Source organism: Pseudonocardia nematodicida (assembly GCF_040105385.1).
Taxonomy (GTDB): domain Bacteria; phylum Actinomycetota; class Actinomycetes; order Mycobacteriales; family Pseudonocardiaceae; genus Pseudonocardia; species Pseudonocardia nematodicida.
Genome location: NZ_JBEDNQ010000001.1, coordinates 344484 through 362953 on the forward strand (window position 1 = coordinate 344484; position 18470 = coordinate 362953).

Sequence of the window (18470 nt, forward strand, 5' to 3'; positions counted from 1 at the left end):
GCTCGGTTGTGCCCGTCGGTGGGCCCGCGTGGTTCAGGCCGGGGTCCAGGCGCCCGGGTCCGCGACCAGGCCCGACAGGGCGGACCCTCCGGCGCCGCGCAGGGTGGTTCCCGGGGCCGGGGTGGAACGGTGCAGCCGCTCGGCGGGGACGCCGTGTCGCGCCAGCTCCGCTCCCACCGCCGTGCAGAACTCCGCACCCGCGGCGGCGAACCGGCCGCCGAGCACCACCGCGTCCGGGTCGAGCGGCGCGGCGAACGCGGCGAGCGCGCCGCCCAGGGCGCGACCGGCGCGGGCCGGCGGGACGTCCGGCCCGGTCTCGGCGGCGACGCAGCCGCGGCGGCCACACGAGCAGGCGGCGCCGCCCCGGCGGGCGGTGAGGTGGCCGAAGCGGATCGCCGAGTCCCCGGCGCACGGCACGCCGTCGCGGAGCAGGACGACGCCGACCTCGGAACGGCCGCCCACGTACACGACCGTGCCCGGCGCCGCCCCGTCGCTGCTCGCGGCGCCCCGCGGACGGGGTGCCGCGCCGCGCGACGGGGCGCCGTCCGCCGCGGCGGCCAGCGTCACCCCGCACCGCACCGACAGCGCGATACCGTCGGCACCGACCGTGCGCGCCTCCACGGCGAGCAGCGCGCCGAAGTCCACATCGGACCAGCCGAGGGCCGGCGCCGTCCGCACCGTGCTCCGGTCCGCGCCGACCACCCCCGGGACCGCCACGACGATCCCGGCCGCGGGACGGTCGCCACCCGCCGCGGCGAGCAGCAGCTCGCGCAGCACCGGCCGGACCGCCCGGGCCGCCGCCACCGGACCGGCCACGGCGAGCGCGACCCGCCGCCACTGCCGTGCCCCGGTCCGTCCGGCGAGATCGACCAGGCAGCCGCCCACGCCGTCGTCCTCGATCCGGAGTCCGATCCCGACCGGACCCGCCGGGTCCGGGACCAGGCGGTGACCCGGTCGTCCGGATCCGGCCGGCCGGCCGGTCCCGGCGTCGCGCAGCAGCCCGCCGTCGAGGAGCTCGGCGACCAGTCCGGACACCGTCGAGCGGGTCAGCCCGGTCCGCCCCGCGACGTCCGCGCGGCTGATCGGGGCGTGCCGCAGCACCGTCTCCAGGACCACGGACAGGTGGTGTCGCCGCAGCTCACCGGCGGTGATCCGGCCGCGCGCGTCCATGCGTGCTCCGAGGTCGGTTAGTTCGGGAGACGAACAAACTCTAGTGGCGCGGGGCACGTTCCGGCTAGACATCACCTCCGCCGGCAGCGGAGCCGGCGGGAGAGGGGACGAACATGGCCGAGGTCGCCTACCGGGCCGCGTCCCGCGTCTACCCGGGGACACCCCCGGTGCGCGCGGTGGACCGGCTCGACCTGGACATCGCCGACGGGGAGTTCCTGGTCCTGGTCGGGCCGTCCGGCTCGGGCAAGTCCACCGCGCTGCGGATGCTGGCCGGGCTGGAGGACGTCGACGAGGGCGGCATCGAGATCGGCGGGCGCGACGTCTCCGACCTGCACCCCAAGGAACGCGACATCGCGATGGTGTTCCAGAACTACGCCCTCTACCCGCACATGACCGTCGCCGAGAACATGGGCTTCGCGTTGCGGCTGCAGAAGGTGTCCCGCGCCGAGACGGCGCGACGGGTCTCCGAGACCGCGCGGCTGCTCGACCTCGCGAACTACCTGGATCGCAAGCCGAAGGCGCTCTCCGGTGGGCAGCGCCAGCGGGTCGCGATGGGCCGCGCCATCGTCCGTGAGCCCGCGGTGTTCCTGATGGACGAGCCGCTGTCCAACCTGGACGCGAAGCTGCGAGTGGAGACCCGCGCCAACATCGCCGCGCTGCAGCAGCGGCTCGCGACCACCACCGTCTACGTCACCCACGACCAGGTCGAGGCGATGACGATGGGGCACCGGGTGGCGGTGCTGCGCGACGGGCTGCTGGAGCAGTGCGCCTCGCCGCGGGAGCTCTACGAGCGCCCGGCCACCGCGTTCGTCGCCGGCTTCATCGGCTCGCCCGCGATGAACCTGCGCACCGCCGCGCTCGTCGAGGGCGGCGCGGAGTTCGCCGGGACCACGCTGCCGCTGCCCCGCACGCTGCTGAACTGGGCCCACGACGCCGGGCTCGGCGAGCTGACCGTCGGGATCCGGCCGGAGGGACTGCGGCCCGCGGGCGCCGACGAGCCGGGGTTCGAGCTGACCGTCGAGCTCGCCGAGGAGCTGGGCTCGGACACGTTCGTGCACGGCCGGATCGGGTCCGGCGACGGCGACCGGCGGTTCGTGCTGCGCACCGAGGGCGGGTCGGGCCCGCCGGTCGGCAGCACGCTCCGGGTCGCGGTGCGCGACCCGGGCGCGGTCCACACCTTCGACCCGACGACCGGACGGCGGCTGGAGCCGTGACCCGTCCGGACACCTCGACCGAGGAGAACAGCCCGATGGCCGTCCCCACTCCGACCCGCGACGACCGGTTCTCGTTCGGACTCTGGACGGTCGGCTGGCGGGCCGCCGACCCGTTCGGCGACCCCACCCGGCCCGAGCTCGACGTCGTCGAGGCCGTGCACCGGCTCGCCGAGCGCGGCGCCTGGGGGCTGACCTTCCACGACGACGACCTGTTCGGCTTCCGCCCCGACGCCGGCACCCGGGACAAGCAGATCGCCCGGCTGCGGGAGGCCTGCGAGGCCACCGGCATGACCGTCCCGATGATCACCACGAACCTGTTCTCGCACCCGGTGTTCAAGGACGGCGGGTTCACCTCCAACGACCGCTCGGTCCGCCGGTTCGCGCTGCGCAAGGTGCTGCGCAACGTCGAGCTGGCCGCCGAGCTCGGTGCACGGACGTTCGTGCTCTGGGGCGGCCGGGAGGGCTCGGAGTACGACACGGCCAAGGACGTCCGCGCCGCCCTCGACCGGTACCGGGAGGCGATGGACCTGTTGTGCGGGTTCGTCCGGGACCGCGGCTACGACCTGCGGTTCGCGATCGAGCCGAAGCCCAACGAGCCGCGCGGGGACATCCTGCTGCCCACCGTCGGGCACGCGCTGGCGTTCATCTCCCGGCTCGCGGATCCGGAGCTGGTGGGCGTGAACCCGGAGGTCGGGCACGAGCAGATGGCCGGGCTGAACATGGTGCACGGGGTGGCGCAGGCGTTGTGGGCGGGCAAGCTCTTCCACATCGACCTCAACGGCCAGCGCGGGATCAAGTTCGACCAGGACCTGGTGTTCGGGCACGGCGACCTGCTGAACGCGTTCGCGCTGGTGGACCTGCTGGAGTCAGCCGGCTACGACGGCCCGCGGCACTTCGACTACAAGCCCTCCCGCACCGAGGACGTGGCCGGGGTGTGGAACACCGCCGAGGCCAACATGCGCACCTACCTGCTGCTGCGCGAGCGCGCCGCGGCGTTCCGGGCCGATCCCGACGTCGTCGCCGCGATGGACGAGGCCGGGGTGCCCGCGCTGTCCGAGCCGACCTTGTCGGCCGGGGAGACGACCGCCGACCTGCTGGCCGACCGGGCGTCCTACGAGGACTTCGACCCGGACGCGCCCGGTCGTCGCGGGTACGGGTTCGTCCGGCTGCACCAGCTCGCCCTGGAGCACCTCACCGGGGCACGATGACCGGGTGGCTCCCCGCCCCGTGACCGACGGGCCCGCCCGGGCGCCGGCCGTGCGCCGGCACAACCTGGGCCTGCTGCTCGACGCGCTGCGGGGAGCGCCGTCGTCGCGGGCGTCGCTGGCGACGGCGACCGGGCTGACCCGCGGGACGGTCGCGGTGCTGCTCGACCCCCTGGTCGAGGCGGGCGTGCTCGCCGAGGGGGTGCCGACCCGCTCCGGGGTCGGGCGGCCGGGGCGTCCACTGTGGTTCGCCGCGACCGGCCCGGTCGTGCTGGGGATCTCGGTCGAGGTGGACGGGATCGACGTGCGGGTGTCCGGACTGGACGGTGAGACCGTGCTGCGCGCCCGGCGCCGTCGCGACCACCGGCGGCATCCCGCCGCGGACGTGTTCGCGCGGGCGGCCCGCGTCGCGCGGGAGCTGGCCGACCGGGTCGGACGACCGGTGGCCGGGGCCGGGCTCGCCGTTCCCGGCCCGGTCCGCGGCGACGGCGACGACGCGGTCCTGCTGCAGGCGCCGAACCTGCCGCTGCTGCGGGGGTGCCGGCCGGCGCGGCTGACCGGGCCGTTCGGGACCGCGCCGCCGGTCGTCGGGAACGAGGCGTCGCTCGGCGCGCTCGCCCACCTCGGCGAGGGACCGGACTTCGTGTACGTCTCGGCCGACGTCGGGATCGGCGGCGGGATCGTGCTCGACGGCCGGGTGCTGCCCGGCTCCCGCGGGGTGGCCGGGGAGATCGGGCACGTCGTCGTCGAGCGGGACGGGCGGGCGTGCGGGTGTGGCGGGTCCGGCTGCGTCGAGCAGTACGCCGGGCTGCCCGCCCTGCTCGGCGACGCCGGCGTCGCGGCTGTGCCGGAGCTGCGGGCCGCCGCCCGGGCCGGGGACCCGGCCGTCCTCGGCGCGCTGGGGCGGGCCGGGAGCGCGCTGGGCGTCGCGCTGGCCTCGGTGATCCACGTCGTCGACGTGCCGGCGGTCGTGCTCGGTGGTCGCTACGCCGAGCTGGGGGACTGGCTGGTGCCCGCGGTACGCGCGGAGATGCGGCGGCGCGGGCTCACCGCCGGGCCGGAGGTCGAGGTGCTGGCGTCGGCGCACGGGCGGTCCGCCGCGGCGGCCGGGGCGGCGCGGGCCGCGCTCGACCGGGTGCTCGCCGAGCCGGACCTGCTCCTGGCGCGCTGAGAACTCACCGGGATCGGTAGTTCTCGCGGCGGTGACCGACGGCGACGACCTGCACGACGAGTACCCCGTCGTCGATCTCGTAGACGATCCGGTGGTCGCCGGTGCGGACCCGCCATTCACCTCCACCACCGACGAGCCGGGTGGCTGCGGGAGGACGGGGCTCGTCGGCAAGCAGCTCGATGGCGGCCTGTACCCGCCGCCGGGCCTGGGCGTCCAGCTTCCGGAGGCTCCGTGCTGCTGCGGGTGAGACGACGACCTCGTACCGGCTCACAGTCCGAGATCGGCTTTCACCGTCTCCCACGGGATCGGGCCCTCTCCGGACTCCGCCATCTCGCGCCGGGCCTCGGCCGCTGCCCGGCTCCTCGCTCATGTACAGATCGTGTGCCTGAGATGTACGTCTACGCCAGGATCCAGGTGTCCTTCGCCCCGCCGCCGCGCGACGAGTTCACGATCATGCCGCCGGGCGGGGCGACCCGGGACAGCGCGGCCGGCAGGACGTCGACGTCCGGGACGTCGCCGTGCCCGTGCGACTGGACGGCGAACACCCGCAGGTCGACGGCCTGCGGCTGCAGGACGCCGTCGGTGAACGTCGGGTGGGTGGAGATCCCCACCAGGTCCTGGGCGACCCACCCGGCCGGCCGGGCACGGACCGCCTCGGCGGCCCGTTCGAGCTCGTCGGACCCGGCCCGGGGTCCGATGAGGACCCCGGCGCCGCCGTAGCCGTCGACCGGCTTGAGCACGAGCTCGCCGAGCCGGTCCAGGACCTCCTCGCGGGCCCGCGGATCGGCACAGGGCAGCGTCGGCACCGAGGCGAGCACCGGTTCCTCGCGCAGGTAGTAGCGGATCATCTCCGGGACGTAGGCGTAGATCAGCTTGTCGTCGGCGACGCCGTTGCCGGGCGCGTTGCGCAGCGCGACCCGCCCGCGGGCCACCGCGGCGAGCAGCGCCCGGCCGAGCGGGCGGAGGTCGGCGCCGCGGGCGGTGGCGAGCTCGCTCTCGTCCATCCGCCGGTAGAGGGTGGTGATCCGGCGCCGCCGGCCCGCGCCGACCAGGAACACCGCGCCGTCGGTGACCTGCAGCTTCGACGGCGTGACCAGCGGGATCTCCATCGCCTCGGCCAGCAGCCGGTGCTCGAAGAACGCGGGATCGGCCTCGCCTGCGGACAGCAGTGCGGCCTCGCCGTCCGGGCCGTGCGGGTCGCCTGCGGCCAGCGCGGCGCGGAGCCGCTCCGGGACGTCGTCGAGGTTGCGGACCTCCGAGGGCGACTCCACGTCCGGCAGCACCGACCGGATCAGCCGCCGGCTCATCAGCGAGAAGCCGATCCCGGACGGCACCCGCAGGTTGTCCTCGAGCACGACCCAGCCGTCGTCGGAGTCGCGGACGAGGTCGATGCCGCCGACGGCGATGCGCACCGCGTCCGGCGGGACGAGCGTGCCGGACCGGGTCCGCCCCGGGACCTGGTCGAGGACCGCGGCCGGGACGATCCGGTCACGGACGATCTCCCGGCGGCCGTAGACGTCGCGGACGAACTGCTCGAGCGCCCGGATCCGCTGGGCGAGCCCGGTCGAGAGGTGCTCCCAGTCTCCGGTGGAGATGATCCGCGGGATGAGGTCGAGCGGGAACAGCCGCTCGCCGTCCTCGCCCGCCGCGACGCCGGGGACCCCGAAGGTGACGCCGCGCGCGCGCTGCTCGGTGCGCAGTGCCGACTCCGCCGCGGCCAGGCCGCGCGGGCCGAGCCGTTCCAGGGCGCGGAACAGCCAGCCGTAGGCGGGGCGGAGCTTGCCGTCGTCGTCGACGGCCTCGTCGTAGCGGGGCGGGGCGTAGCCGGCCAGCAGCTCGGGGGCGACCGGGACGACCAGCGGCGGCGTCGTGCGGGGTTCCTCGCCCTGGGTGCGGGCGACCAGGTCGTCGACGACGTCGGCCAGCGACCCGCGACGGCCGAACGCCCGCCGCTGGGCGGCCGCGCCCGACCCGCGGGCCAGCACCGCCTCGGCGAGCTCGGTGACCTGCTCGAAGTCCCCGGTGTCCTCCAGCCACGGCCGCAGCTCGGCGACCATCGCCCGCAGCTGCACCGACGGGGAGGTCAGGACGGGGGCGCGGGGGTCGGAGACGTCGACCAGGTCGCCCTCGAGCCCGGAGCGGGCTGCCCGCCAGGCGGCGCCGCGCAGCAGCTCGTGGCGCACGCGGGGGAGCGGGGCCCCGGCCTCGCAGTCGGCCCGGGCCCGTCCGACCAGCGCGCGGAACAGCCCGGCGATGAGCACGACGTCGTCGACCTCGGGGCAGGCGTCGCAGACCCGCAGCTCGACGGTCGGCAGGTGCGCACTCGGCCGGACGTCGAAGTAGAGCATCCCGGCGTCGCTGATCGTCCCGGACGCGATCAGCTCGTCGATCATGGCGTCGTACTCGGCCGCGGTGGTCACATCGCCGGGCGGGCCGGCGGTGGGCCAGCGCTGCCAGATCATGCTGCGGAAGCTGGCGTAGCCGGTGTCGTGGCCGCGCCAGTAGGGCGAGCTGGAGGTGATCGCGAGCAGGGCCGGCAGCGCGGGCGCGACGCGGCGGGAGACCTGCACCGCGGTGTCCCGGTCCGGGACGTCGGCGTGCACCTGCACCCCGCAGATGTGCTGCTCGCGCACCAGCATCTGGTACTCGTGCTGCATCCGCTCGTAGCGGGCGCCGGCCGAGATGTCCTCGCCGGAGAGGTCGACGAGCGGGACGGTCCCGGCGGCGACGACGCCCAGCCCGAGCGGTTCGGCCGCGGAACGCAGGCTGGCGCGCAGCCGGCGGACGTGCCCGCGCAGCTCGTCCAGCGACGGGGTGGCCGGGGTGTTCGTCTCGACCAGCGAGCGCTGCAGCTCGGGGAAGAACTCCTTGCCGTCGAGGCGTTCGAGCAGCCGGTCGACCTCCGGTGCGGCCCGCCGGTCGGTCAGCCCGACGACGTGGAACTCCTCTTCGACCCCTACGAGCGGTACGTCCCCCACAGAGGGTGACGCTAAGCGCCCCCTGTTACGTACGTGTGACCGACGAAGATCGACTTCGGGTGTCGGTGTCGCCGAGGGGTACGTGAGCGCTTTCCGATCTTGTGCTCACCGCTCTCATGTACCCCTCGACGGAGGCCGGCGCGGCCGGTCCCCGGCCGACGCGGACCGTCCCGGGGGCCACGGCGCGTCGGCGGCGGTCGCGGGCAGGCGACGGTCAGTGGAGCGCGGCGAGCTCGGTCCGCTGGGCGGCCGCCTCGTCGGGGGTCATCGGGTCGCCGTGGCCGGGGACGTAGGTCGTCGCGTCGCGGGCCAGCAGGACGTCGACGGCGCCGGCCCAGCGGGCGGGGTAGGCGTCCGGCCCGACCGACGGCGGCGCCCCGTTCTCCAGCAGGTCCCCGGCGAACAGCACTCTCGCGTCGGCGACGTGCACGGCCAGGTCGTGCCCGGTGTGCGCCGGGCCGGGGTGGACGAACGTCACGACGCGCCCGCCGAGGTCCAGGTCGTGGGTGTCGCCGGGGAGCGGGCAGACCGGGTGGTCGGGGAGCACGGGCACCGAAGCCGCGAGCGCCTCCGCGGTGCGGTGGTCGACGGCATCACGGTAGTGGCGGGTCCACTGTGCACGCTGGGCTCGCGCGGTGACGGCGAGCGCCGCGGCGCACCCGGCCTGCGCGTACACCGGAGCGCCGGGGAACGCCGACGTCCCGAAGCAGTGGTCGAAGTGCGCGTGCGTGATCGCGACGACGACCGGGAGCGCGGTGACGGTGCGGATCGCCGCGGCGAGCTCGGCGCCCTGGACGTCGTCGCCCCGGGTGTCGATGACCAGGGCCCGGTCGTCGCCGAGCACCAGCCCCGTCGTCAGGTCGAGCTCGGTGTACCGGCGGACGAGCACCCCGTCCGCGACCTCGAGCCACACCCCGTCCACCGGGCCCATCCTGCCCCGCTCGAACGTGAATCGGTCGCGTCAGACGCTCGCTGATCATGGCAACGCTCACGCGATCGCGTGAGCGTTGGCCAGTCCGGTGAGCGTCTGCGAAAGCGCGCGCCTGCCAGCGATGAACCAAGGTCGAGACGACGTAGTCCGTGCGAGAGTCCGCACCCTGGTGCGCATCGGCTCCTGTCGTTCTCAGGCTCGCCGAAGTACCTGGGAGAAGCGTCCGGTGTAGGTCGAGCCGAGTGCACTTACGGTGCCTCGCCACGCTCCGCGGCCGACACGGAGTGCACTCACGTAGTTCTCCGGCAACATCCGACGCGATCGAATTCGGAGAACGCGCGTTCGATCGGGAACGCGTTCTCCGGACCCGATCGCGTCCACCGACAGCTCAGACGGCGATCGCTGTGGGGCGGCCGGTTGCGGTGGTGTCGGGGCCGAGGTGGTCGGCGGTGCCGCGAGCGACGCGTTCGGCGGTCCAGGCGCAGGCCAGGGCGTCGAGGACGTCGTCGAGGCGGGCCGCCGGCGGCAGGTCGCCCAGTGCCGCGGCCGGGTCGAGCCACGACGAGACCGCGGCGATCCGCTGGCCGGCGCCGCGCGCGGTCTTCTTGGAGGCGAAGTCCACGGTCGGCGCCAGCGTCCGGTACGACAGCTCCGGATGCGCCTCGACCACCGTGTCCGGCAACGTGACCCGCTGGAACTCGCGGATCTTCGGCACGATGTACCAGGTCTGCAGGCTGATCTTCTTGCCGGTGACCTGCTGCGCCGCGGCGCAGGCGTCGGCGTAGGAGGTGGCGGCCAGCACCGCGGCGGGCGGGGTCGGGAACAGCGACGAGCGGGCCCGGCCCAGCCGTGCCGCGGCCAGCAGCTCGGCCTCGCGCCGCGCACCGCCGGACGGCAGGGCGAGCGGGATGTCGACCGCCACGGCGTCGCACCCGGCCGTGACCACCAGCACCGCGCCGGCGTCCGGCACGACCTCCCAGGTGACCCTGCGGGACCGGCCGGTGCCGCTCAGCAGGCACACCACCCAGCCCGTCGGGACCCCGTCCACACCGGCGACGCGCATGGGAGGATCCTGCCCGTGCGCGTCTACCTGGGCAGTGACCACGCCGGTTTCGAGGTCAAGGGCAAGCTCGTCGAGTACCTGACCGAGCAGGGAGTCGAGGCGGTCGACGTCGGCGCCCCGACCTACGACGCCCTCGACGACTACCCCGCCTGGTGCATCGAGACCGCGCGGCGCGTGGTGGAGGACCCCGAGAGTCTCGGCATCGTGCTCGGCGGCTCCGGCAACGGCGAGCAGATCGCCGCGAACAAGGTGAAGGGCATCCGTGCCGCGCTGGCGTGGAACGAGAACACCGCCAAGCTCGCCCGCGAGCACAACGACGCCCAGGTCGTCGGCATCGGCGCCCGCCAGCACTCGTTCACCGAGCTCGTGGCGATCGTCGACGCGTTCCTGGCCACCCCGTTCTCCGGCGACGAGCGCCACCAGCGCCGCATCGACCAGATGCTCGACTACGAGAAGACCGGCGAGATCGAGCTCCCGGCGAGCTGAGGCCCGAGGGCGGGATCAGATGCCCGAGGGGCACACGCTGCACCGGCTGGCGCGGCGGCACCGCAGCCTGTTCGCCCGCCGCCCGGTCGCGGTGTCCAGCCCCCAGGGCCGGTTCGCCTCCTCCGCCACGCAGCTCGACGGGCAGGTGATGACCGGCGCCGAGGCGCACGGCAAGCACCTGTTCCACCGCTACGGGCGCGACCGCGTCGTGCACGTCCACCTCGGGCTGTACGGGACGTTCGCCGAGGCCCCGCTGCCCGCGCCGGAACCGGTCGGGCAGCTGCGGATGCGGCTGGTCGGCGAGACGCACTACGCCGACCTGCGCGGCCCGACGGCCTGCGAGCTGATCACCTCGGCCGAAGCCCGCGCGCTGCGGGCCCGGCTCGGTGAGGACCCGCTGCGCTCCGACGCCGACCCGGACGCGGTCTGGGCGCGGATCTCCCGGTCGCGCAGCCCGCTGGCCACGCTGCTGATGGACCAGAAGGTGCTCGCCGGCGTCGGGAACGTCTACCGGGCCGAGCTGCTGTTCCGGCACGGGCTCGACCCGCAGCTACCCGGGCGGGCGCTGGAGCGCGAGACCTGGGACGCGATGTGGCCCGACCTGGTCACCCTCATGCGGGACGGGGTGCGGACCGGCCGGATCGACACCGTCGCGCCCGAGCACGATCCACGACGGCGCGGCGAGCCGGGGCGCAAGGACCGGCACGGCGGCGAGGTCTACGTCTACCGCCGCGCCGGGCTGCCGTGCCTGGTGTGCGGCACCGGGGTCCGGCACGCCGAGCACGCGAACCGCAACCTGTTCTGGTGTCCGGCCTGCCAGCCCGATCACGGTTAGGGTCGGCGACCGTGGTGGAGCAGAAGCCGATCAAGTGCTGGATGACCGACATGGACGGCGTCCTCGTCCGCGAGGGCAGCATCGTCCCCGGGGCCGACACGCTGCTGACCCGGCTGCGGGAGACCGGCATCCCGTTCCTCGTCCTGACCAACAACAGCATCCACACCCCGCGTGACCTGCGGCACCGGCTGCTCGCGACCGGTCTGGACGTGCCCGAGGAGGCGATCTGGACCTCGGCGCTGGCGACCGCGGCGTTCCTCGACGAGCAGCGCCCGCAGGGCAGCGCGTACGTGATCGGCGAGGCCGGGCTGACCACCGCCCTGCACGACGTCGGGTACGTGCTGACCGACCGCAACCCCGACTACGTGGTGCTCGGCGAGACCCGCACCTACTCGTTCTCCTCGATCTCGACGGCGATGCGGCTGGTCCAGGGCGGGTCCCGGTTCGTCGCCACCAACCCGGACGCCACCGGGCCGTCGCCGGAGGGCATCCTGCCCGCCACCGGCTCGGTCGCGGCGATGATCTCCAAGGCGACCGGGGTGGACCCGTACTTCGTGGGCAAGCCGAACCCGCTGATGATGCGGGCGGCGATGAACCGGCTCGGCGCACACTCCGAGTCGACGGTCATGGTGGGGGACCGGATGGACACCGACATCCTCGCCGGGCTGGAGGCCGGGATGCGCACGGTGCTGGTGCTGACCGGGATCACGCAGTCCGCGGAGATCGACCGGTTCCCGTTCCGGCCGACCCGGGTGGTGCCGTCGGTGGCCGACCTGATCGACGACCTGTAGCTCCCTCCGGCGACACGCCGGGTCGACGCCTGTTTGCGAATCACACTCGTGTGGTTCACCCTCGAACGCATGTACGGAGAGAACGCGTACGAGGTGTCCTGGCGTCGGTGCGACGGCTGCGGGTCCCAGGCGGAGCTCCCCGCGGCCGAGACCGCGGGGGCCGCCGTCCCCTGCCCGGACTGCACCGGGGCGATGGCCGAGGAGTGGAGCTGGGTCGCGGCGGCCTGAGCCGGCTCAGACCAGGAACGCCAGCGAGCTCTCCTCACCGCGGCGCAGCGCCGCGACGTGCTTGTCGACCGTGGTCAGCGCGTGCAGCTCGTGGTCGTTGCGCATCGCCGAGACCAGCGCCCGCTCGGCCGCCTCGATGCCCTCGGCGGTGTCGACGATCTCGGCGAGCCGGTCCGGCGGGGCGATGAGCAGCCCGTCGTCGTCGCCGCAGACCAGGTCGCCGGGGCTCACGACGATCCCGCCGAACGACACCGGCTCGTCGACCGTGCCCGGGTCCAGCGTCGTGCCGGACGCCGGGCAGGTCCCGCGGGCGAACACCGGCAGCCCGATCGTGCGGAGTCCGCGCAGGTCGCGCACCAGGCCGTCGACGACGATCCCGGCCAGCCCGCGTCGCCGGGCCTCGGTCGCGAACAGCTCGCCCGACACCGCCCGGTGACCGCCCGCCCCCGCGACCACGAGCACCGAGCCCGCGGCGGCCGCCCGCAGCGCCGCGAACATCGGCAGGTGGTCGTCCACACAGGACACCGTGACGGCGGGACCGGCCATGGTCACGTCCGGCACCAGCGCGCGGATCGCGGGGTCGACGACCGGGAGCGTCTTGTCGGCGTCGCACAGCGACGACACCTGCAGGTCCCGCAGCCGGTCCAGGAGTTCGGTCATGCCGCCATCCTGGTACCTGGCCGGGCGGGCGGCGAGGCCGGAGACGACCGGTGAGGCGTCCCCCGATCCGGTGACTCGCCGCGGGGCTACCCCTCGTCGGTGCCGACCTGCTGCGCGCGGGCGACGTAGTCGATCGTCGCCTGGTCCGGACCACCGGCCGCGGCGACCTCGTCGGCGTTCTCGTCCCGCATCCGGAACAGCTGCTCGCGCAGCTCCGGCTCCCCGCGGTGGAAACTCTCCAGAAGCGCGTTCCACCTGTGTGCGAGCTCCTGCACCCGCGGGTCGGACGGGTCGGTCCCCGCACCCATCTCGGCCCGCAGCGATGCGATCAGGCCCGGCCACTCGGCCGCGGCCGCCTCGCCCTCGGCGCGCCGCTCCTGCAGCGCGGCGACCTGCTCGGGCGTGAAGTACTGCGCGAAGGTGTCGTTCACCCTGTTCACCTCGTCGATCATCTTCAGCACGTCCGACGGGGCCGGTTCCGGTCCGTCCCGCAGCCGGTCGACGACCGCGGCGAGCGTGCCGCGCAACGAGCGCAGCGCGGCCAGCCGCGAGTCGACCTGCTCCAGGTGCGCGGTCAGCACGGTCGCGAACGACCCGGACGCGAGCAGCGCGCCGATCGCGTCCAGCGGGAGGCCCAGCTCGCGCAGGGCCACCACCTGGTAGACGCGGCGGACGTCGCCGTCGTCGTAGACGCGGTGGCCCGAGGAGGTCCGTGCCGACGGCACGACCACCCCGCGCTCCTCCCAGTGGTGCAGCGTGCGCACCGTCAGCCCGGTCGCCCGGGCCAGCTCGCCGACCTTCACCGTGCCCCCTCCTGTCGGGCCGTCGCCCCGCGACGGCATGATGCACGGTGCTCCCTCACGTCGCGTGAGGATCAAGCCCGCTCCGATCGCGGCGCGCGCGCCGCCCCGACACGCCGAGCGGGAATCACTCCGCCGGGTGGTCGTCGATCATGTCGCCGGCGGGTCGGTCGCTCACCCAGCGCGACGACGAGCCGCGACGCGGGAACCGTCCGTGTCGGGCGTCCAGCGGAAACGCCGCGGCGGGCCGGTCACACTCACACGTTCGGGACGACCCGTGACGCTCTCACCCGACCGTGTCGTTGCCGTATCCCCGGTCGTGATCAGCTGCCTACGTTCCGTTCTGCCGCGGCGCACAGGTGCCCCGGTGGTGCACACGGACCACGTGCGCATCGTCAAGTCCCACCGGTCTTGCTCGGGGAGAACGTCATGCGCAGGAAGCTCGCGGTCGTGGTGGCCGCCGTCGCCGCGACAATGGTCGCATTGAGTCCGATGGCGGTCGCCCAGCCGTTCGACGACGACGGCGAGACCTTCGTCCAGGACGTCGGCAACGTTCGCGGTGACCAGTTCGGGCTGGTCAACCTCGACGACGTGAACGTGCTCAACAACGCCAACATCTGTCCGGGCGTCAACCTGGCGCTGGGCAACGTGCTCGGCATCCTCGGAACCGGCGGGGCACAGACCAGCGACAACCCGGTCGCCTGCGACTGACGACCACCGCCCGCGCGACCTCCGCCCCGCACCCCGCCGCCACGGGGTGCGGGGCGGGCCTCTGTCCGGGGCCGGGCAGCGGGTCGCGGAGGTCGCGGTAGCTGGTGGCAGGTCGCGGTAGGCCGGCTGACGGGCGCGCTCCGGAACGGGCGGGAACCGGTGCGTCGACCCGGATCAGTCAGGCCTGGTGGAAGACGTAGTCGGCCGGGTCGACCCGGCGGGTGCGCTCGATGTACTCGCCCGTGTAGCCGGGCCAGTTGGTGACGATCCTCCCCGCGTCGTCGCGGTACCAGGAGTCGCACCGGGTCCAGGCGGTCCCGTCGAACCGGGCCTGGACCTCGGCGTCGAACGCGCGCTCGACGGCTGCGCGCACTTCGAGCCCGGCGGCGCCGCGCCGGGCGGTCTCCTGCAGCGCCTCGCGGACGTAGCGGACCTGGTGCTCCAGGTACCGCACGATCGAGCCGCCGGACGTGTTGGTGTTCGGTCCGAACAGGACGAACAGGGACGGGAAGCCGGGCACGGTCATGCCCAGGTAGGCGTGCGCGCCGCCGTCCCACTCCTGCGCCAGCGACCGCCCGCCCGGGCCGGTGATCTCCATCGGGGCCATGAAGGCGGTCGTCGCGAAGCCGGTGCCCCAGATGATCGTGTCGACGCGGTGCACCCGGCCGTCGGCGGTACGGATCCCCTCGGGTACCACCTCGGTGATCCGGTCGGTGACGACCGAGACGTTCTCCCGCTGCAGTGCCGGCAGCCAGCGCGAGCTGAACAGGATCCGCTTGCAGCCGAAGGTGAAGTCCGGCCAGACCCGTCGCCGCAGCGCGGGGTCGCGCAGCGCCGAGCGCATGAACAGCGTCGACCACAGCCGGCCCAGCAGCCCCCAGGTGCGCGGGTGGCGGATCATCACGGTCAGCATCTCGCAGTAGGCGGTGATGAACCGGCGTCGCAGGCTCTGCAAGCCGGGCAGGTGCCGGATCGCGGCCCGCCACCAGGCAGGGAAGCGGCGGTTGCGCCGCGGGAGGAACCAGTTGCCGGTGCGCTGGAACACGGCCAGGTGCCCGGTCCGGGGAGCGATCTCCGGGACGAACTGCACCGCGCTCGCACCGGTCCCGACCACCGCGACCCGGCGGCCGGTCAGGTCGTGGTCGTGGTCCCAGCGCGCGGAGTGGAACGCGTGCCCGGCGAAGTCGTCGACGCCCGGCAGGTCCGGGATCGACGGGCGGTGCAGCTGCCCGGTCGCGACGACCAGCACGTCCGGGGTCCAGGTGCGCCCGTCGTCGGCGGTGACCGTCCACGGGCCGGCGGGGTCCGGCCGGTCGGCCGAGACGATCCGGGTGTCCGGCACGACGAGCTCGGCGACGCCGTACTCCTCGGCCACCTCCCGCAGGTAGGCCAGGATCTCCGGCTGCGGCGAGCACAGCCGCGACCAGTCCGTGCGCTGGGCGAACGAGAACGAGTACAGGTGGCTCGGGACGTCGCAGGCCGCACCCGGGTAGGTGTTGTGCAGCCAGGTGCCGCCGATGCCCGGCGCGGCGTCGACGATCGTCACGTCCCGGAAGCCGTGCGCGCGCAGCTCGATCGCGGCGGCGATCCCGCCGAACCCGGCGCCGACGATCAGTACGCTCGGTGTCCGCACGGCTCCTCCTCGTCGCCCCCTGCTCCCCACTCATGACGCTTCAGTTCGGGCATACCGAACCAAAGCGTCATGAGTCGGCGCTGACGGGGGCACCGTAGCGATCAGTAGTCGTACCGAGGCAAGGCGGCCCGGGCGTGGACGAGGGTGGGGCGGTCACGACGCACGGGGAGGAACGATGAGAGCGACCGTGATCACGACGGTGCTCGCCGCAGTGGGCGCGACGGTCGGGACCTGGTACCTGGTCGGGGACCTCACGACGGTGCCCGCGGCGGACCGGCCGGACCGGATGGTCGTCCTGCCGGAGATCCCACCGGTCGTCGAGCACGGCGCGGGGGTCCTGGCGCTCGGCGTGCTGCTCGGCTGCCTGGTGGCGGTCGCGCGCGGGGTGAGCGCGTGGCTGTCGGTCGCGCTCGTGGTGGTCGCCGGGCTGCTACTCGGGTTCACCGGTCGCGTGGTGACGGCCGGCGTGATCGGCGCGAACATCGGCGGCGGGATCGCGGTCATGGTCCTGGTGCCCGTTGCCGCCGTTCTCGTCCTGGCTGCGGCCGTCACGGTCGGGCTCGCCGCCCGCCGCGAGCGAGCCACCGACCCCGGCTGAGCCACCGACCCCGGCTGAGCCGCCCGCCCGGGCCGAGCTCTCCAGCGCCGCGATCAACGCGTCCTCGGCGACGTCGCCCCGGTACTGCTCCCCGTTTACGTACAGCGTGGGCGTCCCGCGAACCCCGCTGCGGACCGCGGCGTTGAACCCCGCCTCGATCCGGTCCTCCACCAGCCGGGTCGCCGGCCACAGCACCCGCTCCGGCGTCACCCCGGCGGTCTCGGCGTGCGCCCGCAGGTCGTCCTGGGACAGCCGGGGCGGGCCGGGACTGAACAGCGCGTCGTGCATCGCCCAGAACCGGCCCTCCAGCGCGGCCATCTCGGCCGCGGTCGCGGCGGCCAGCGCGTGCGGGTGCACCTCGTGCAGCGGGAAGTGCCGGAACACGAACCGCAGCCGGTCGCCCAGCCGGGTCCGGACCCGTTCCAGGACCGGGGCGGCGTCGCGGCAGTAGGGGCACTCGAAGTCGCCGTACTCGACCAGGGTCAGCGGGGCGTTCGCCGGGCCCAGGACGTGGTCGTAGGGTCCGACGGGCGGGTCGAGCGTGCTGATGGCGATCTCCCCCTCGCTCGTGGCGCAACGAAACGGCAGGATACCGGCGTGGCGGTCACGACCCTGGTCGAGCGCGGCGAGCTGTCCGGTGCCGCGCGACGCTTCCTCGGTACCGAGTCCGGCTCGGCCGCGCTGCTGATCGCCGCCGCGGTCCTCGCCCTGGCCTGGGCGAACCTCACCCCGGGCTACGAGACCTTCTGGCACACCGAGCTCGCCATCGCCTTCGGCGACCACGGCCTCGCGCTCGACCTGCGGCACTGGGTCAACGACGGACTGATGGTGCTGTTCTTCCTGTCCGTCGGCCTGGAGATCTCCCGGGAGACCACGCTCGGCGAGCTGCGCGGGGTCCGCGCGATCGCGGCCCCCGCGGCGGCCGCGGTCGGCGGGCTCGTCGTCCCCGCGCTGGTGTTCCTCGCCTTCGCCGGCGGCACCGAGGCGCAGAACGCCTGGGGCATCGCGATCTCCACCGACACCGCCGTCATGCTCGGCGTGCTGGCCCTGCTCGGGCCGCGCTGCCCGGACCAGCTGCGGGTGTTCCTGCTCGCGCTGGCGATCGTCGACGACATCGGCGCGGTCGCGGCGATCGCGCTCTTCTACACCGAGAACGTCGACCTGGTCGCGCTGGCCGTCGCGCTCGTCCTGCTCGCCGGGCTGCTCGGCCTGCGCTACGTCCGGTTCTGGCGGACCCCGTTCTACGTGGCGATCGCGATCGCGGCCTGGCTGGCGGTGCTCACCTCGGGGGTGCACCCGAGCGTCGTCGGCGTCGCGCTCGGGCTGCTGGTCAACGCCTACGCGCCGCGGCGTCAGGAGATGGCCGGCGCACTCGTCGTCGGGCGGAACTTCCTGCTCGACCCGACCCCGGAACGGGCGCGCGCCGCGCAGGTCGCCGCCACCGAGGCGGTCTCGCCGAACGAGCGGCTGCAGCTGCGGATCCAGCCGTGGAGCAGCTATGTGATCGTGCCGCTGTTCGTGCTGGCCAACGTCGGCGTCGTGCTCGACGGGCCCACCCTGTCCGCCGCGGCGACCTCGCCGCTGACCTGGGGGATCGTCGCCGGGCTGGTGCTGGGCAAGCCGATCGGCGTCTCGCTGGCCACCTGGGTCGCGCTGCGCACCGGCATCGGGCAGGTGCCCGACACGCTGCGCTGGGGGCAGCTGCTCGGCGGATCGGCGCTGTCCGGGATCGGGTTCACCGTCGCGCTGTTCGTCACCGAGCTCGCGCTGTCCGACGAGCTGCTCGTGGCCGAGGCCAAGATCGGGATCCTGAGCGGGTCGATCCTCGCCGCGCTGTCCGGGTGGCTGGTGTTCCGGCTGGCCGGGGAACGCGGCGGGCAGTGCGCACCCAGCGGGCTCCCGACGCTGCCGCCGCGGCCGTGGGTGCCGGTCGACTGAGGACCATCCATCCTTCGGTGGACGACGGCGCGGTCCACCTCCGCTGAGATGTCGTTCC

General features: G+C 74.4%; 18 protein-coding genes and 1 pseudogene. 10 read left to right on the plus strand and 9 right to left on the minus strand.

The features are described from left to right. Positions 1–33: 33 nt before the first annotated feature. Complete coding sequence (locus WIS52_RS01580) at positions 34–1170, minus strand: helix-turn-helix domain-containing protein (protein ID WP_349296237.1); 1137 nt, start codon at positions 1168–1170, stop codon at positions 34–36. 113 nt (positions 1171–1283) lie between these two features. Here WIS52_RS01580 and WIS52_RS01585 point away from each other — a divergent pair, with 113 nt between their 5' ends. From WIS52_RS01585 to WIS52_RS01595, 3 genes are read left to right on the plus strand one after another with little or no spacing between them, the layout of a single operon-like run. Then, complete coding sequence (locus tag WIS52_RS01585; RefSeq protein WP_349296238.1) at positions 1284–2384, plus strand: ABC transporter ATP-binding protein; 1101 nt, start codon at positions 1284–1286, stop codon at positions 2382–2384. 35 nt (positions 2385–2419) lie between these two features. Next, on the plus strand, positions 2420–3592 hold the full coding sequence (gene xylA / locus WIS52_RS01590; protein ID WP_349296774.1) for a xylose isomerase: 1173 nt from the start codon (positions 2420–2422) through the stop codon (positions 3590–3592). A gap of 4 nt (positions 3593–3596) precedes the next feature. Further along, complete coding sequence (locus WIS52_RS01595) at positions 3597–4760, plus strand: ROK family protein (RefSeq protein ID WP_349296239.1); 1164 nt, start codon at positions 3597–3599, stop codon at positions 4758–4760. A 4-nt stretch (positions 4761–4764) separates the two neighbouring features. Here the strand turns inward: WIS52_RS01595 and WIS52_RS01600 are convergent, their stop codons facing one another. The 4 genes from WIS52_RS01600 to WIS52_RS01615 form a co-directional block, all read right to left on the minus strand. Continuing rightward, entirely contained in the window at positions 4765–5031 is a 267-nt protein-coding gene (locus WIS52_RS01600) for a type II toxin-antitoxin system RelE family toxin (RefSeq protein ID WP_349296240.1), read from the minus strand. Between the two features lie 127 nt (positions 5032–5158). Further along, positions 5159–7738 (minus strand): carboxylate--amine ligase/circularly permuted type 2 ATP-grasp protein, encoded by a 2580-nt coding sequence (locus WIS52_RS01605; RefSeq protein WP_349296241.1) that lies wholly within the window; start codon positions 7736–7738, stop codon positions 5159–5161. 214 nt (positions 7739–7952) lie between these two features. After that, positions 7953–8660, minus strand: coding sequence for an MBL fold metallo-hydrolase (locus tag WIS52_RS01610; protein ID WP_349296242.1), 708 nt, complete (start codon positions 8658–8660; stop codon positions 7953–7955). Between the two features lie 397 nt (positions 8661–9057). After that, on the minus strand, positions 9058–9732 hold the full coding sequence (locus tag WIS52_RS01615) for a DUF429 domain-containing protein (protein WP_349296243.1): 675 nt from the start codon (positions 9730–9732) through the stop codon (positions 9058–9060). A gap of 15 nt (positions 9733–9747) precedes the next feature. Between WIS52_RS01615 and WIS52_RS01620 the strand changes: the two genes are divergently transcribed. The 4 genes from WIS52_RS01620 to WIS52_RS01635 all read left to right on the plus strand — a co-directional run bounded on the left by WIS52_RS01620 (position 9748) and on the right by WIS52_RS01635 (position 12072). Further along, a complete protein-coding gene (locus WIS52_RS01620) occupies positions 9748–10218 on the plus strand; it encodes a ribose-5-phosphate isomerase (protein WP_349296244.1) in 471 nt (156 codons plus the stop codon). A 19-nt stretch (positions 10219–10237) separates the two neighbouring features. Beyond that, the gene (locus tag WIS52_RS01625; protein WP_349296245.1) at positions 10238–11053 is read left to right on the plus strand and encodes an Fpg/Nei family DNA glycosylase; all 816 of its coding nucleotides are present in this window, start codon (positions 10238–10240) and stop codon (positions 11051–11053) included. A 41-nt stretch (positions 11054–11094) separates the two neighbouring features. Further along, positions 11095–11844 carry an HAD-IIA family hydrolase gene (locus WIS52_RS01630; RefSeq protein ID WP_379610948.1) on the plus strand — a complete coding sequence of 250 codons (750 nt, stop codon included), beginning with the start codon at positions 11095–11097 and terminating at the stop codon, positions 11842–11844. 69 nt (positions 11845–11913) lie between these two features. Continuing rightward, a complete protein-coding gene (locus tag WIS52_RS01635) occupies positions 11914–12072 on the plus strand; it encodes a hypothetical protein (protein WP_349296246.1) in 159 nt (52 codons plus the stop codon). A gap of 6 nt (positions 12073–12078) precedes the next feature. Here the strand turns inward: WIS52_RS01635 and WIS52_RS01640 are convergent, their stop codons facing one another. Further along, positions 12079–12732, minus strand: coding sequence for an RraA family protein (locus WIS52_RS01640; protein ID WP_349296247.1), 654 nt, complete (start codon positions 12730–12732; stop codon positions 12079–12081). An 86-nt stretch (positions 12733–12818) separates the two neighbouring features. Further along, positions 12819–13535: a MerR family transcriptional regulator gene (locus tag WIS52_RS01645; RefSeq protein ID WP_349296248.1), complete on the minus strand. Its 717-nt coding sequence runs from the start codon at positions 13533–13535 to the stop codon at positions 12819–12821. Positions 13536–13961: 426 nt separating this feature from the next. Between WIS52_RS01645 and WIS52_RS01650 the strand changes: the two genes are divergently transcribed. Then, positions 13962–14243, plus strand: a complete 282-nt coding sequence (locus WIS52_RS01650; protein WP_349296249.1) for a hypothetical protein — start codon at positions 13962–13964, stop codon at positions 14241–14243. 178 nt (positions 14244–14421) lie between these two features. On the opposite strand, the gene WIS52_RS01655 is transcribed toward WIS52_RS01650, so the two are convergent. Next, positions 14422–15876, minus strand: coding sequence for a flavin-containing monooxygenase (locus WIS52_RS01655; RefSeq protein ID WP_349296250.1), 1455 nt, complete (start codon positions 15874–15876; stop codon positions 14422–14424). 175 nt (positions 15877–16051) lie between these two features. Between WIS52_RS01655 and WIS52_RS01660 the strand changes: the two genes are divergently transcribed. After that, entirely contained in the window at positions 16052–16474 is a 423-nt protein-coding gene (locus tag WIS52_RS01660; RefSeq protein WP_349296251.1) for a hypothetical protein, read from the plus strand. A 51-nt stretch (positions 16475–16525) separates the two neighbouring features. Here WIS52_RS01660 and WIS52_RS01665 read toward each other — a convergent pair. Further along, a pseudogene (locus WIS52_RS01665) lies at positions 16526–17065 on the minus strand (DsbA family protein); the annotation flags it as partial. A 6-nt stretch (positions 17066–17071) separates the two neighbouring features. Between WIS52_RS01665 and nhaA the strand changes: the two are divergent. After that, complete coding sequence (gene nhaA / locus WIS52_RS01670) at positions 17072–18412, plus strand: Na+/H+ antiporter NhaA (protein WP_349296252.1); 1341 nt, start codon at positions 17072–17074, stop codon at positions 18410–18412. The last annotated feature ends 58 nt before the right edge of the window (positions 18413–18470 follow it).

Bases quoted from the DNA above. Each gene is read 5' to 3' on its own strand.
- WIS52_RS01580 (WP_349296237.1), bottom strand. From the start codon at position 1,170: ATGGACGCGCGCGGCCGGATCACCGCCGGTGAGCTGCGGCGACACCAC.
- WIS52_RS01585 (WP_349296238.1), top strand. From the start codon at position 1,284: ATGGCCGAGGTCGCCTACCGGGCCGCGTCCCGCGTCTACCCGGGGACA.
- xylA (WP_349296774.1), top strand. From the start codon at position 2,420: ATGGCCGTCCCCACTCCGACCCGCGACGACCGGTTCTCGTTCGGACTC.
- WIS52_RS01615 (WP_349296243.1), bottom strand. From the start codon at position 9,732: ATGCGCGTCGCCGGTGTGGACGGGGTCCCGACGGGCTGGGTGGTGTGC.
- WIS52_RS01625 (WP_349296245.1), top strand. From the start codon at position 10,238: ATGCCCGAGGGGCACACGCTGCACCGGCTGGCGCGGCGGCACCGCAGC.
- WIS52_RS01630 (WP_379610948.1), top strand. From the start codon at position 11,095: ATGACCGACATGGACGGCGTCCTCGTCCGCGAGGGCAGCATCGTCCCC.
- WIS52_RS01635 (WP_349296246.1), top strand. From the start codon at position 11,914: ATGTACGGAGAGAACGCGTACGAGGTGTCCTGGCGTCGGTGCGACGGC.
- WIS52_RS01640 (WP_349296247.1), bottom strand. From the start codon at position 12,732: ATGACCGAACTCCTGGACCGGCTGCGGGACCTGCAGGTGTCGTCGCTG.
- WIS52_RS01650 (WP_349296249.1), top strand. From the start codon at position 13,962: ATGCGCAGGAAGCTCGCGGTCGTGGTGGCCGCCGTCGCCGCGACAATG.
- WIS52_RS01660 (WP_349296251.1), top strand. From the start codon at position 16,052: ATGAGAGCGACCGTGATCACGACGGTGCTCGCCGCAGTGGGCGCGACG.